The sequence below is a fragment of the Micromonospora sp. WMMA1996 genome, assembly GCF_002573675.1.
Classification (GTDB): domain Bacteria; phylum Actinomycetota; class Actinomycetes; order Mycobacteriales; family Micromonosporaceae; genus Micromonospora; species Micromonospora sediminicola.
The window spans coordinates 124,003-136,907 of record NZ_PDHU01000005.1 but is presented as its reverse complement, the minus strand read 5'-3'; the positions used below and the strand labels follow the sequence as shown (position 1 = coordinate 136,907).

The 12,905-nt window shown below is 73.4% G+C and carries 14 protein-coding genes and 1 pseudogene; 4 read left to right on the top strand and 11 right to left on the bottom strand.

Going from position 1 to position 12,905, the window contains the following annotated elements; translation table 11 throughout:
• From COO58_RS26165 to COO58_RS26140, 6 genes and pseudogenes are all read right to left on the bottom strand, one after another.
• A complete protein-coding gene (locus COO58_RS26165) occupies nucleotides 1-756 on the bottom strand; it encodes a GvpL/GvpF family gas vesicle protein (protein ID WP_091569049.1) in 756 nt (251 codons plus the stop codon).
• A 181-nt stretch (nucleotides 757-937) separates the two neighbouring features.
• Nucleotides 938-1,117 (bottom strand): annotated as a pseudogene (gvpJ, locus tag COO58_RS31305) (gas vesicle protein GvpJ); the annotation flags it as partial.
• Between the two features lie 35 nt (nucleotides 1,118-1,152).
• Nucleotides 1,153-2,313, bottom strand: a complete 1,161-nt coding sequence (locus tag COO58_RS26155) for an SRPBCC family protein (RefSeq protein ID WP_098747673.1) — start codon at nucleotides 2,311-2,313, stop codon at nucleotides 1,153-1,155.
• A gap of 2 nt (nucleotides 2,314-2,315) precedes the next feature.
• Nucleotides 2,316-2,765, bottom strand: coding sequence for a hypothetical protein (locus COO58_RS26150; protein ID WP_176558980.1), 450 nt, complete (start codon nucleotides 2,763-2,765; stop codon nucleotides 2,316-2,318).
• 255 nt (nucleotides 2,766-3,020) lie between these two features.
• The gene (locus tag COO58_RS26145; protein ID WP_098747672.1) at nucleotides 3,021-3,530 is read right to left on the bottom strand and encodes a GNAT family N-acetyltransferase; all 510 of its coding nucleotides are present in this window, start codon (nucleotides 3,528-3,530) and stop codon (nucleotides 3,021-3,023) included.
• A 151-nt stretch (nucleotides 3,531-3,681) separates the two neighbouring features.
• Nucleotides 3,682-4,584 (bottom strand): hypothetical protein, encoded by a 903-nt coding sequence (locus COO58_RS26140; RefSeq protein ID WP_091569038.1) that lies wholly within the window; start codon nucleotides 4,582-4,584, stop codon nucleotides 3,682-3,684.
• A gap of 149 nt (nucleotides 4,585-4,733) precedes the next feature.
• Here COO58_RS26140 and COO58_RS26135 point away from each other — a divergent pair, with 149 nt between their 5' ends.
• The gene (locus COO58_RS26135) at nucleotides 4,734-4,946 is read left to right on the top strand and encodes a hypothetical protein (protein ID WP_091569036.1); all 213 of its coding nucleotides are present in this window, start codon (nucleotides 4,734-4,736) and stop codon (nucleotides 4,944-4,946) included.
• Nucleotides 4,947-4,952: 6 nt separating this feature from the next.
• Here the strand turns inward: COO58_RS26135 and COO58_RS26130 are convergent, their stop codons facing one another.
• From COO58_RS26130 to COO58_RS26115, 4 genes are all read right to left on the bottom strand, one after another.
• The gene (locus COO58_RS26130) at nucleotides 4,953-5,348 is read right to left on the bottom strand and encodes a DUF3263 domain-containing protein (RefSeq protein ID WP_098747670.1); all 396 of its coding nucleotides are present in this window, start codon (nucleotides 5,346-5,348) and stop codon (nucleotides 4,953-4,955) included.
• Between the two features lie 136 nt (nucleotides 5,349-5,484).
• Nucleotides 5,485-6,498 (bottom strand): ABC transporter permease subunit, encoded by a 1,014-nt coding sequence (locus COO58_RS26125; RefSeq protein ID WP_098747668.1) that lies wholly within the window; start codon nucleotides 6,496-6,498, stop codon nucleotides 5,485-5,487.
• Entirely contained in the window at nucleotides 6,495-7,496 is a 1,002-nt protein-coding gene (locus COO58_RS26120) for an ATP-binding cassette domain-containing protein (protein WP_091569028.1), read from the bottom strand. Before COO58_RS26120 ends, COO58_RS26125 begins: the two co-directional genes overlap by 4 nt.
• A gap of 142 nt (nucleotides 7,497-7,638) precedes the next feature.
• Nucleotides 7,639-8,424: a DeoR/GlpR family DNA-binding transcription regulator gene (locus COO58_RS26115; protein ID WP_098747666.1), complete on the bottom strand. Its 786-nt coding sequence runs from the start codon at nucleotides 8,422-8,424 to the stop codon at nucleotides 7,639-7,641.
• A 199-nt stretch (nucleotides 8,425-8,623) separates the two neighbouring features.
• On the opposite strand from COO58_RS26115, the gene COO58_RS26110 reads away from it, so the two are divergent.
• The 3 genes from COO58_RS26110 to nagA are packed head-to-tail and all read left to right on the top strand — an operon-like array spanning nucleotide 8,624 to nucleotide 11,588.
• Nucleotides 8,624-9,553, top strand: coding sequence for an SIS domain-containing protein (locus COO58_RS26110; RefSeq protein WP_098747665.1), 930 nt, complete (start codon nucleotides 8,624-8,626; stop codon nucleotides 9,551-9,553).
• A complete protein-coding gene (locus COO58_RS26105; protein ID WP_098747663.1) occupies nucleotides 9,550-10,482 on the top strand; it encodes an ROK family protein in 933 nt (310 codons plus the stop codon). The genes COO58_RS26110 and COO58_RS26105 overlap by 4 nt, the downstream gene beginning before the upstream one ends.
• Nucleotides 10,479-11,588 carry an N-acetylglucosamine-6-phosphate deacetylase gene (nagA, locus tag COO58_RS26100; RefSeq protein ID WP_091569019.1) on the top strand — a complete coding sequence of 370 codons (1,110 nt, stop codon included), beginning with the start codon at nucleotides 10,479-10,481 and terminating at the stop codon, nucleotides 11,586-11,588. The genes COO58_RS26105 and nagA overlap by 4 nt, the downstream gene beginning before the upstream one ends.
• An 8-nt stretch (nucleotides 11,589-11,596) precedes the next feature.
• Here nagA and COO58_RS26095 read toward each other — a convergent pair whose 3' ends face one another.
• Nucleotides 11,597-12,805, bottom strand: a complete 1,209-nt coding sequence (locus COO58_RS26095) for a DUF4032 domain-containing protein (RefSeq protein ID WP_098747661.1) — start codon at nucleotides 12,803-12,805, stop codon at nucleotides 11,597-11,599.
• Nucleotides 12,806-12,905: the final 100 nt, after the last annotated feature.

The window sequence follows — 12,905 nt, the reverse complement described above, 5'->3', positions numbered from 1 at the left end:
TCACTCCGCCAGTTGGTGCGCGCTGACGAAGTCGTACGGGGCGAGCGGGCCGATCAGCCGCGTCCGGATCAGGTCCCGACGCTGCTCGGCGAACTCCTCCACGGCCCGGACGAACTCCTCCTCGTCGTCGTTCGCGACCAGAAAGGCGACGTGCACGGCGTCCAGTTCGTGGCTGGGCGCGCGGGCCGCGTCGGCGACCACGTGTCCGCCGACCGCGTCGATCAGGTCCCGGTTCTCCGCCTCCCGGCGCAGCTCGACCGCCTGGCTGATCATCTCGCCGAGGCGGATCCGCTGCTCCCGGCTCTCCGCCTCCGGCCGACCTCGCACCTGATCGGCGAGGGCGGCGGCGTCGCGGTTGCCGGCGAGCAGCTCGCCGATGAACTCCTGCTCGTCGAAGCGCCCGTGCACCGTGTACTGCACCCGGTCCTCGAACTCGTCCAGCGCGTCGGCGAACCGGTCGTGGTGCGCGTCGAGCAGGTCCTCGACCGCGTCCTCGCCGGTCACCACCGTGCCGAAGCGGACCGGCAGCACGGGCGCGACCTCGGCCGTCCCGTCCAGCAACCGCTCGTACGCGGACAGGTCCGCCGGCCGGCCCAGTGGCTCCTCCAGCCCCACCTCGCTGACCAGCGCGGCCAGCTCGCCGTGCCGGATCGCGGTCACCTCGCCGGGTGGGGAGCCGACCCCCTCGGCGTCGGAGGTCGGCTCCACGTCGGACGGCACGATGCCGTAGATGAACAGCCCGTGTTCCCCGGCCATCTCAGCGCTCCCCGTCCCGCCGGCGCGGCCGGTCGCGCAGCGAGTCCGCCACCGCGCCGCTGATCTCCTGGGCGGCCTTGCCCAGGCCGGAGACCGCCTTGCCCTTCGCGGCCGCCCCGGCGACGCCGTCCACCAGGTCGGGCAACGTCTTCTGCTCCTTCGGCACGATGTTCATCCGGTCGACCGTCTCGGCGAACCGGAGGTAGGTCTCGATGCTGGCGACCACCACCCGGGCATTGATCTCCAGCAGCTGGATCCCGACGACGGCGACCGAGACCTGGGCGTCGATCACCACGCCCTTGTCCAGCACGGTCTCCACGACGTCGGCGAGGTCACTCCCACCGCCGCCGGTGCGCTCCAACGCGCTGCCGGGACTCCCGGCCGTGGCGGCGACGCTCACTCCCCACGCTCCTCACGCCGACGGCGGACCACCGGACGGCGGGGCGCCTCGGGGGCACGACGGGCGCGCTCCTCGCGGGGTTCCCGCTCCGCGCGCTGCGGGCGGCGGGCCCGCTCGGGCTGCCGCCGACGCGGCGGCTCCTCCTCCTCGGGCTCCTCGTCGTACTCGTCGTCCTCGAAGTCCTCGCCGTCGTCGTAGTCCGCGTACTCCTCCTCCGCGGGCGTGGGGCGACGCCGTGCCGGGGGCCGGCGGCGGCCACGCTCGGCGGGCCGGCGCTCCTCCTCCGGCTCCTCCTCGGGCTCGGTCTCCGGCTCCTCGGCGCGGCCCTCCTGCTCCTCGCGGAGCGCGGTCTCGTGGTCCTTGACCACCTGGGAGTCCTCGATCTCGCCGCGCCAGCCCTCGACGGAGTCGGGGTCGAGCACGGTCTCGGTCATCACGTGCCGGACGAAGTGCTTCAGCTCCAGGCGCACGCGGCGACCCTGGGCCCGCCAGAGGTTGCCGGTGTGCTCGAACAGACCCTGCGGGTGGTACTCCAGCACCACCAGGATCTTGGTCAGCTCGGGGCCGACCTCGTGGAAGCTGACCGTCCCGTCGACGGAGCCCTTCTCGCCCTTCGACCGCCAGTGGATGAGCCGGTCCGGGATCTGCCGCACGATGGTCGACTCCCAGGTCCGGTGCGACCAGAGGACCTGCGCCTTCCAGGTCATCTTCTCGTCCTCGTCGTTGTCGGCCTGCTCGACCTTCTTCATGAAGCTCGGGAAGTCGCCGAACGTCGTCCACTGGTTGTAGGCCACCCGGACCGGCACCCCGACCTCGATGGTCTCGACGATGTTGGTGACCTTGAGCTTCTTGCCGCCACCCTTGCCACCCTTGCCGCCGCCGAACGCCGACATCAGCTTCTCCTTACCGCCGGCCAGGCCGGCATGGAACATGGCCTTCAGCGGGGAGTTGCCGTCGGCGAGCTTCTGCGCTCCGGTGGCCGCGGCGACCAGGCCGGGACCGCCGCCCTGCTTCGCGTACTCGCTGAGTCGACCGGTGGCACCGGTGACCCGCTCGGTGACCACCTGCACGGCCCGTTCCCCGATCGCGGAGGCGAGGTTGCGCAGCTCGTCGCCGATCTGTTCACGTGCCCGGTCGGTGAGGCTGGTGGGGGCCATCGTCACCGCCCCCGTCCACGACGGACCGGGGCCGGCCGCTCGGCCCGGTCCCCGTCGTCGCGGTCCTCGTCGTCGGCCATGGGCTGCTCGTCGAGCTCCTGCTCCTCGTCGGGCGCCGAGCGCTCGCCTTCCGGTTGCTCGCCGGAGCGGCGGCGCAACGCGTCGGCGCCGCTGCGCAGCCTGCCGCTGACCGCGTCGATGCCGCTGCCGGCGGCGGCGGTCGCCGCGGCCCGGCCGGCGGTGACCAGCGGCGCGCCGAGCTTGCCGAGGTTGCCCAGTTGCGGGCTCGACCCGAGCAGGCCGGTGGCCATCTGCTTCAGGCCGCCGGGGTTCTGGCTGGCCCGGCCGGCCGCGACGGCGGCGGCCAGGGTGAGTGCGGTCCGCAGCTTCCTGCGGCGGCCGAGGACATATCCGAAACCGACCGCCAGGGCGATCCGAGCTCCGCTCTTCATCAGTTCTCCTTCGCTCCCCGGCGGAAGGGACACCACATGCTGGAGCAGACCCGGAAGACAACTGCCGGGGATCAGCGAAAAAGGGTCAGCGACCGGTGTCCCGCCATCAGCGGACCCGGCGGGCAGTACCCGTCAGCACATGCGCGAAACATTTTCCAGGGGAATGCGAAGGGCGTCGCAGAAAAGGATGAACCTCGCACCAACCCCAAGTGAACAGGGAGAACACGAGGTGATTGCCTTACGGCAAGCGTGCGTTCAGTGGCTCGGAATGGTCGAGTCGAGACACATTCTCGCGTGAATCCTGCCGTTCTCCTCGTGCAATTCCGCGCCACATCGGCGAAGAACGGAAAGAGCGCCGGCATTGTCCGGTGTGGTGTCCGCGACGACCGTGTGCATTCCGGCCGCCGCAGCGGCGTGCAGCAACTCCCGCAGCGCGGCGGCGCCCAGGCCCCGCCCCCGGGCCGACCGGCCCAGCCACATGCCGGTCTCCACCACCCCGGGCTCGTCGCGGCGGGCCATCCGCACCATCCCGACCACCTCGCCGCCGGAGACGACGGCGTACATGGCGGTGCGGGTCGGGCCGGCCAGACCGCCGAAGCTGGCCCGGTGGAACTCGCGGAAGGCGTCCCGACGGGCCAACGACCAGCCGGCCGGAGCGTCCACCGGAGGCATCACGTCCTCCGGCTCGGCCTCGGCCGCCGCTACGGAGAGCAACGGCTCCAGGTTGCGCTCGTCCACCGGCTCCAGCCGTACCGCACCCGTCACGAGCCGCAGTCTGCCGCCCGTTCCGCCGCGCGTCCACCCCTTTGCCGACCTACTGCCGGTACGGCGGAGCGGGTCGGCCGGTCGTACCCCCGGGGTGTTCCGCCTCACGCTGCGTTGTCATCCGACCGGTTCGTTCCGGGCGTGAGCGTGCTCACCCGACGGGTCCGAACTCGCAGAGCGCCACCGAGGCGTCGTCGGTCCGCTTACGCCGGCGCAGCCGGTCCGGGTGGTCCCGCTCGGCCACACGGACCCGGTCGATCAGCCCCTCCGGCCCCTCCACGGCCGCCACCTCCAGCAGGCCGGCCCAGTCGAAGAGGCCGAACTGCTCGACCGCGCAGGAGGCTCCGTCGCTGAGCAGCGCCGCCCGGCGCAGCGCCCCCGGCCCGCGCAACGGAACCGCGCCGGTCACCGCGTGGTAGGCGGCGTCCGGATCAGCGGCCGCCGCCCAGTAGCCGTGGGTGCGGTTCATCCGCGTCCGCTGCACGCTCACCGCGCGCCGGAACCGGACCGTCGGGTCGACCTCGTCACCGGGCAGCGCGGCGGCGGCGCGCCGCAGGTCGGCCAGCGCGGTCTCCAGCCGGTCGTCGGTGACCACCTCGATCTCCCGGTCGGTCTGCAGCACCAGCGGGCTGTCGCAGAGCACCAGGTAGTCGGCCCGGTCGCCGCCCTCGCGCAGCAGGCACACGGTCGACGACGGGGTTCCCGGGTGGTCGAGGTCGCACACCCCGCCGTGGTCCGCCCGTACCGCCAGGATCGCCGCCGCCAGGCTGCTCATCAACGTCGCACCGGGCCGGGCGGCGACCGCCAGGCCGATCCGGGCGGCCAGGTGACGGACGTACCAGGCCGGGCCGTGGACGCATCCGGTGTCGAAGCCCTCCGGCACGGTCGCCCCGTCGAGGACGCCGACCAGCGGACCGAGCCGGAAGACCACGTCCTCGTTCTCCGGCCGGCCGGGCGCCGGGTCGGAGGCGGAGCGCACCCGCATCAGCGGCGCCTGCCCCACCGCTCGGGCCGGGCTGCTGCCGGTCGCGTACCGGCGGTCCGGTGCACCCATCGAGCCGCTCCCTCCGTCGTCGCACGCCGCCTACCCGGACGGCACGCAGCCATGCAGCCGGCCCATCTCGGCAACCGTGCGTCACGACGTCGCAACAGAAGGTAGCGTCATCGACGAATCGGGGCGGACCGAGCGTCAGGGGGATCGCGATGTTGGAGCGGTTGCACGAGTCGGGAATCCGGGCGGAGCACGCCTACGTCGCCGGGTTCGTCAGCATCGGGCTCTCGTTCACCAGCTGGTTCCTCTCCAAGAGCCTGGAGCGTGCCGGGGTGGCGCGGGCGGACCGCTGGGGCATCTTCATCGGCGAGTGGGCGCCGACCTTCTTCGCCATCGGCAACGGGCTGCGCACGTACGAGAAGTGAGGCCGGTCAGCGCCGGCGGTTGCGCGCCCGCGACGAGCGGAGCCGCCGCAGCCGGCCGATCAGCACCGGCTCGGCGGCGAGCGCGGCCGGATGGTCCAGCAACGCGTTGAGCAGCTGGTAGTAGCGGGTCGCGGAGAGACCGAAGGTGTCCCGGATGGCCTGTTCCTTGGCGCCGGCGTGCTTCCACCAGCGGGACTCGAAGGCGAGGATCCGCCGCTCCCGCTCGGTGAGCCCGACGACCGGCTCCTCCCCGACCGGCCCGGCCGCGTCGAGGGACGGCGACTCGTCGGGCAGCGCGGACTCGACCGGCGGCGCCGAGCGGGGCGGTGGGACGGTGGGCGGCGCGTCCGGGGTGGACGGCTCGGCCCGGTCGGCGGCCCGTGGGGTGGCGTCGGCGGACACGGCGCTCCTCTCCGACGGCAGATGACCGGCGCGGGGCACGCGCCGGCCGGGGGACCCCAGCGTAACCAGGGCCGTCCCCGGCCGCATCGCACGCGCGGTCCGCGCCGCCGGCGTCGGCCGGCGGCGCGGACGGCGGTCAGGAGATGTCCCGCCGGCGCATCGTCCAGAACGCCCCGACCAGGGCCACCACGGCCCCGACGCCGAACACCACTGCCGACTGCTGCCAGGTGACCACGTACTTGGCCGGTTCACAGGCGCCCTTGGCGAACTGGCAGGTGTCGTAGTCGAACAGCTCCGCCTGCTTCAGGAACCACGACTGGGCGTACGTGGAGAGCACGTAGCGGTCGCCGAACGGCACCGAGAGCACGCCGACCGCGATCCGGATGCCGATCTCGCTGATCGCGAAGACCGCCACCGCCGCGCCCAGGGCCATGGCGGTGTGCCGACCCAGCGAGGCGAGCGCGAACGCCACCGCGCCGACCACCAGCACCAGGGCCACCGCCCGCAGCCCGTCCAGGCCGATCGAGCGCCAGACGCCGGCGGTCATCTTCGCGGTGGTGCCGCGGGACGTGCCGATCAGCCAGAACGCCGCGGTCCAGAGCGCGCCGAGCACCACTGTCACGCCGAGCACGGTGGTGAGCAGGGCGGCCAGCTTGGTGCCCAGCACGGCGAGCCGTTTCGGTCGCCAGAGCAGCAGGTTCATCATCCCGCCGGTGTTCCACTCGGCCCCCACGAAGGAGGCGCCGACGATGAACGCGAAGAGCGCCACGGCCCCGGCGAAGACGGCGATGAACGTGGGGAACTCGGCCCGGAAGTCGAACTGGTAGGGCAGGTTCCACTTCGGGTCGAACATCTCGGGCTGCGGCTGGTAGTCCTTGCCGCAGTTCGGGCCGAACCGCTCCTCGGTCTGCTCGCCGCGGGCCTGGGCGGCCTCGCAGTCGGCCACGGTGCGCTTCCAGTCCTCCACCGAGCGCTTGTACTGGGCGTCGGACTCGGCCTGGGCGGCGGCGACCACCTCGGGCGAGAGCTTGTGGCTGGAGAAGCTGAACGCGGTGGCGACGGTGGCGAGCCCGACCAGCAGCAGGACGAGCAGCAGCCGGGTGAGCCGGCGCTTGCCGAGCCGGCGCAGCTCGGTGACGAACAGGCTCATGCGCCCCAACCTCCTGCGGTGCCGGTCTGGTCGACCTTGGCGGACTGATCGACCTGACGGTGCTGGCCGGGGACCGGCGCGGTCGCGGTCAGTTCGAGGAAGACGCTCTCCAGGTCGACCGCGACCGGGGTGAGCTCGCTGACGTAGAGGCCCTGCTCGGCGAGGAGCCGGCTGACCTCGGCCGGCTTGTCCACGCCGGACAGCATCAGGTGGTCGGCCTCGCTGGTCGCGACGCGGATGCCGGAGCGGGTCAGCGTCTCGGCGGCCTGGGGCAGGTCGCTGACCGCCTCCAGCCGCACCCGCACGGTGCCCTGCGAGTGCGCCGCGAGCACCTCCTCGACCGGCCCGTACGCGACCCGCCGACCGAGCGAGATGATGGTGACCGAGTCGCAGATGAGCTGGATCTCGCCCAGGATGTGGCTGGAGAGCACCACGGTCATCCCGGACTCGGCCAGCCCGCGCATCAGCCCGCGCATCTCCCGGATGCCGCCCGGGTCGAGGCCGTTGGCCGGCTCGTCGAGGATCAGCAGCTTCGGGTTCTTGAGCAACGCCGACGCGACCGCGAGCCGCTGCTTCATGCCGAGCGAGTAGGTCTTCACCCGCTCGCCGGCCCGGTCGCGCAGCCCGACCAGTTCCAGCACCTCGTCGACCCGCTGCCTGGGCAGCTCGCCGGCCTGGGCGAGCAGGCCCAGGGTGTCCCGCGCGGAAAAGTGCGGGAAGAACTGCGGGCTCTCCACGATGGCGCCGACCTGCCCGGCGACCGCCGGCAGCGCGTGCGGCAGCTCCTGGCCGAGGATCGCCATCCGGCCGCCGTTGGGGCGGATCAGCCCGAGCAGCGTGCGCAGCGTGGTGGTCTTGCCCGAGCCGTTCGGGCCGAGGAAGCCGTGCACCTGGCCGGCCTCGACCCGCATGTCGAAGCCGTCGAGCGCGTGGCGTACCCCGCGTTTCCGGCTCCGGTACGTCTTGCGGAGACCTTCGATCTCCAGGACAGCCGACACAGCTGACCTCCCCCGATGAGTAGGTGACAGCGACACCATACGCGGTATGCACGCGAAGGCAATACCGGGTATGCAGTGTCGGCGTGTCAAGAAGGGGCCCCTCCTATACCGGAGGCGTTAACAGGGGGCCCTTCCTTGCACCTCAGGCGCAGACGACCTGCACGCCCGCGTCCCGGAACGCCTGCACCACCGTCGGGGCCGCACCGGAGTCGGTCACCAGCGTCTCGATCCGGTCCACCGGGCAGATCCGGGCGAACGCGTGCCCGCCCAGCTTGGACGAGTCGGCGATGACCACGACCCGCTTGGCCCGGGCCACCATGAGGCTGTTCATCGCCGCCTCACCCTCATGGTGCGCGGCGGCGCCGAGCTGCGGGTCGATCGCGTCCACGCCGAGCAGCGCGACGTCCAGGGTGACCTCGCGCAGCAGCGCCCCGCCCAGCGGGCCGACCAGCTCGAACGACTTGGGCCGCACCACGCCGCCGGCCACCACCACCTTCATCCGTGAGCGCACCAGCAGCTCGTTGGCGATGTTCAGCGCGTTGGTGACCACGGTGAGCTGGGCGCCCTCGGCGCTGGTGTTGAGATCCGGACGGACCGCCAGGGCGCGGGCCACCTCGGTGCTGGTGGTGCCGCCGTTGAGCCCCACCACGGTGCCCGGGGAGACCAGCGCCGCGGCGGCGGCGCCGATCCGCTGCTTCTCCGCCGAGTGCTTGGCCGTCTTGTAGCGCAGCGGCAGGTCGTAGGAGACGCCGTTGGCGACCGCGCCGCCCCGGGTCCGCGTGATCATCTGCTGCTGGGCGAGCTGGTCGAAGTCCCGCCGGATGGTGGCCTGGGAGACGTCGAGCCGCTCGGCCGCCTCCTCGACGCTGACCCGGCCGCTGTCGGTCAGCATCTCGAGCAGCGCGTTCCAGCGCGCGTAGCGGTCCACCGCGGGGGCCTCCCCTGACTGTGCACGAACGGTGATTGATTGCGTGCACAGTAGTGCGCGAAACTGGGTCTGCGCAAAACCCTGTGCTGCGCGAACCGGGAGACGGTTGCCACAGCCACCCGACTTCGCGCAGAATGACGCGCGAAAGACGGCTGTATCGCGCCCTATTGCGCAAGGTCTCCCCTGGCGAGGAGTTGTCATGGCGTTCGTGCACGCGGAGATCGCGAGCCAGCCCGACTGCTGGCGGGAGGCGGCCCGGCTCGCCCCGACCGTCGCCGGGCAGCTGCCGCGCCCCGGCGAGCGGGTCGCGGTGGTCGGTTGCGGCACGTCGTGGTTCATGGCGGCGGCGTACGCCGGGCTGCGCGAGGGCGCCGGCCAGGGCGAGACCGACGCCTTCCAGGCCAGCGAGTTCCCCACCGGCCGCCACTACGACCGGCTGATCGCGATCACCCGCTCCGGCACCACCACCGAGGTGCTCGACCTGCTCGCCGCGCTGCGCGGCCGGATCCCCACCACGGTCCTGGTCGGCGACCCGGACTCCCCCGCCGTCGCCCTGGCCGACGCCACGGTCGCGCTGCCCTTCGCCGACGAGCGCTCCGTCGTGCAGACCCGCTTCGCCACCACCGCGCTCGCGCTGCTCCGCGCACACCTCGGCGAGGACCTCGGCCGGCTCGCCGCCGACGCCGAGGTCGCCGTCCGGGCCCCGCTGCCGATCGACCCGGCCCGCATCGAGCAGGTCACCTTCCTCGGTCGCGGGTGGACCGTGGGGCTGGCCCAGGAGGCCGCGCTGAAGTGCCGCGAGGCGGCCACGTTCTGGGCCGAGGCGTACCCGGCGATGGACTATCGGCACGGCCCCATCTCGGTCGCCGCCCCGGGCCGGCTGGTCTGGGCGTTCGGCGGCATTCCGGACGGGCTACCGGAGGACGTGGCGGCCACCGGCGCCGCGTTCGTGCACAGCCGCACGCACGGGTGCCGCACGGTGCTGACCAGTTGGGCGGCCGGCCGCAACCCGGTCGACCCGATGGCCGACCTGATCCTGGCCCAGCGTTTCGCCGTCGCGCTGGCCACCAGCCGCGGTCTCGACCCCGACGCGCCGCGCCACCTCACCCGGTCCGTGGTCCTGGCGTGAGGGGGCGCGACGAGGTCGTCGTCGCGCTGGACGTGGGCGGCACCGGGATGAAGTGCGCCCTGGTCCGGCCGGACGGCACGACCGTGCACACCGAACGGCACGCCACCGACGCCCAGCGCGGCCCGGACGCCGTGGTCGACACCGTCCTGGACGTGGCCGACGGGCTGGCGGGCAAGGCGCGCGCCGCCGGCCTCACGCCGGTGGCCTGCGGCATCGCCGTGCCCGGGGTGGTCGACGAGGCCCGCGGGGTGGCGGTCTGGTCGGCCAACGTGGGCTTCCGGGACGTACCGCTGGGCGACCTGGCGGCCACGCGCCTCGACCTGCCCGCGGCGCTCGGCCACGACGTGCGGGTGGGCGGCCTGGCCGAGGCCCGGCTCGGCGCCGGCCGGGACGCCGGGCACGTGCTCTTCGTCGCGATCGGCACCGGCATCGCCGCCGCGCACGTGGTCGACGGGTCGGCCGCCGTCGGCGCGCACGGCGCCGCCGGGGAGATCGGCCACATCCTGGTACGCCCCGGCGGCCCGCCCTGCGGCTGCGGCCGGGCCGGCTGCCTGGAGGCCGTGGCCTCGGCCTCGGCGATCGGCCGTCGCTACACCGAGCTGGCCGGCACACCGGCGACCGCCGCCGAGGTGGCCGACCGGGCGGCGACCGGCGACCGGCTCGCCGAGCGGGTCTGGCGGGAGGCGGTCGAGGCGCTCGCCGACGGTCTGGCCACCGGGCAGGCGCTCTACGATGTGGCGACCGTGGTGCTCGGCGGTGGCCTGGCCCAGGCCGGTCCCCGGCTGTTCGACCCGTTGCGCGACGCGCTGCGGGAGCGGCTGACCTTCCACCGCGAACCGCGCCTGGTCGCGGCCGCCCTCGGCGACGAGGCCGGCTGCCTGGGCGCCGCCCTGCTGGCCCTGGACACCCTGGCGAAGGAGAGTCGATGACCCGGCGCGTGACCGGCAAGGTGGTGACCCCGACCGGCGTCATCCGGCAGGGCTGCGTGGAGATCCGGGACGGCCGGATCAGCGCGGTGGCCGACTACCCGTCGGTGCGCGACGGCCACTGGATCGTGCCGGGCTTCGTCGACATGCACACCCACGGCGGGGGTGGCCACACGTTCACCACCGGCGACCCGGAGTCGGCCCGGCAGGCCGCCGCGTTCCACCTCGGACACGGCACCACCACGCTGCTGGCCAGCCTGGTCAGCTCCCCGTTCGCGCTGATGCGCGACGCCACCGCGGCCTTCCGCCCGCTGGTCGAGGAGGGGGTGCTCGCCGGCATCCACTACGAGGGCCCCTACCTGTCGGCCGACCGCTGCGGCGCGCAGAACCCGGAGTTCCTCCGTGACCCGTCCACGGCCGAACTGACCGAACTGATCGAGCTGGGCGGCGGCGCGGTGCGCATGGTCACCCTCGCCCCCGAGCGGGACGGCGCGACGGCGGCGATCGAGCTGCTGGTCGCCCGCGGTGTGGTCGCGGCGGTCGGACACACCGACGCCTCCTGGGAGCAGACCCGCGCGGCGGTGGCCGCCGGCGCGAGCGTCGGCACCCACCTCTTCAACGGGATGCGCCCGGTGCACCACCGCGAGCCCGGCCCGGTGGTGGCGCTGCTGGAGGCCCCGAACGTGGTCTGCGAGCTGGTCGCCGACGGCGTCCACCTGCACGACGGCATGCTCGGCTTCGCCACCTCGGTCGCCGGCCCGGAGCGGGCCGCGCTGATCACCGACGCGATGGCCGCCGCCGGCATGCCCGACGGCGAGTACGAGCTGGGCGGCCAGGCGGTCACCGTGGCCGACGGCGTGGCCCGGCTCAGCCGGGACGGGGCGATCGCCGGCAGCACGCTGACCATGGACGCCGCCCTGCGGCACGCGGTCGACGCGGGGGTCGCCCTGCCGGACGCCTGCCGCATGGTGTCCACGACCCCGGCCCGCGCGATCGGCCTCGGCGACCGGGTGGGCGCCCTCCAGACCGGCCTGCGCGCCGACCTGGTGGTGCTCGACGACGACCTGAACGTGGTCCGGGTGATGCGCGGCGGCGACTGGGTGGAGTGACCCGGCCGTCAGCCGGTGGGGACCTCGACGCCGAGCACGGCCTGCTCGTCCGGGCGGTGCACCAGCACGTCGGCCAGGTAGGACTGCACGGCCCGGCGCATCCCGACGTCCCGACCGGCCTGCTCGGAGAGCAGCCACTTGTGCTCGATGATCTGCGCGAACAGCTCCTGTGGCTCCAGCTTGCGCCGCAGGTGGGCGGGCACGGCCCGGACCACCGGCTCGAAGACCTCGGTGAGCCAGCGGTGCGCCGCCTGCTGCTCGTCGGTGAGGTCGCTCTCCACCCGGTAGGCGTCCAGGTCGTTGAGCAGCTTGCGGGCCTGGTTCTCCTCGGCGTCCAGGCCGGTGAGCCGCAGCAGCCGTCGGGTGTGGTAGCCGGCGTCGACCACCTTGGGTCGCACCAGGTAGCGGCCGTTGTCGACGGTCGACATGGCCACCTCGGCGACGTCGAAGCCCAGCTCGTTGAGGCGCCGGATGCGGCCCTCGATGTCGTGCCGGGCGGCGCGTTCGACCTGCTGCTCGTAGGTGATCTCGTGCCAGAGCCGCTCGTAGCGCCGCACGACCTCCTCGCACACCAGCTCGGGGTCGATCGACTCGTGCAGCAGGCCGGCGGCCTGCAGGTCGAGCGCCTCGCCGAAGATGTTGACCCGGGCGATCTCCAGGTCCTCGCCGCGCTGGCCGTTGGAGAGCGAGGGGTGCAGCGCGCCGGTCTCGGCGTCCACCAGGTAGGCGGCGAACGCGCCCGCGTCCCGCCGGAACAGCGTGTTCGACAGCGAGCAGTCGCCCCAGAAGAAGCCGGTCAGGTGCATCCGGACGATCAGCGCGGCCAGCGCGTCGAGCAGCCGGTTCATCGTCTCCGGCCGCAGCGTGTTGGAGAACAGCGCGCGGTAGGGCAGGGAGAACTGGAGGTGCCGGGTGATCAGCACCGGGTCGAGCGGCTCGCCGTCGTCGGTCAGCCGGTCGGCCACGATGGCGATCGCCTCGACGGACGGGAAGTCGATCCGCTCCAGCGCCCGCAGCAGGTCGTACTCGCGTTCGGCGACCCGCTCGCCGGTCTCCTTCACCGCGTAGACGTAGCCGCCGAGCCGGACGAACCGCACGATGTGCCGGGAGATGCCCTGGGGCAGCGCCACCAGGTGCTCGGCAGGCCACTGCTCCAGCGGGGTCGACCAGGGGAGGTCGAGCAGCGCCGGGTCGACGAGGGCCGAGGTGATCCGCACGGCAACCAGTGTGACCGGTGACCCCCGCGCCGCGCTTCCCTTCGTGGCTCGGCACACAGCCACCGATCGGGTCGGCGCGGTCGGCCGGTAGCGTGGTCGC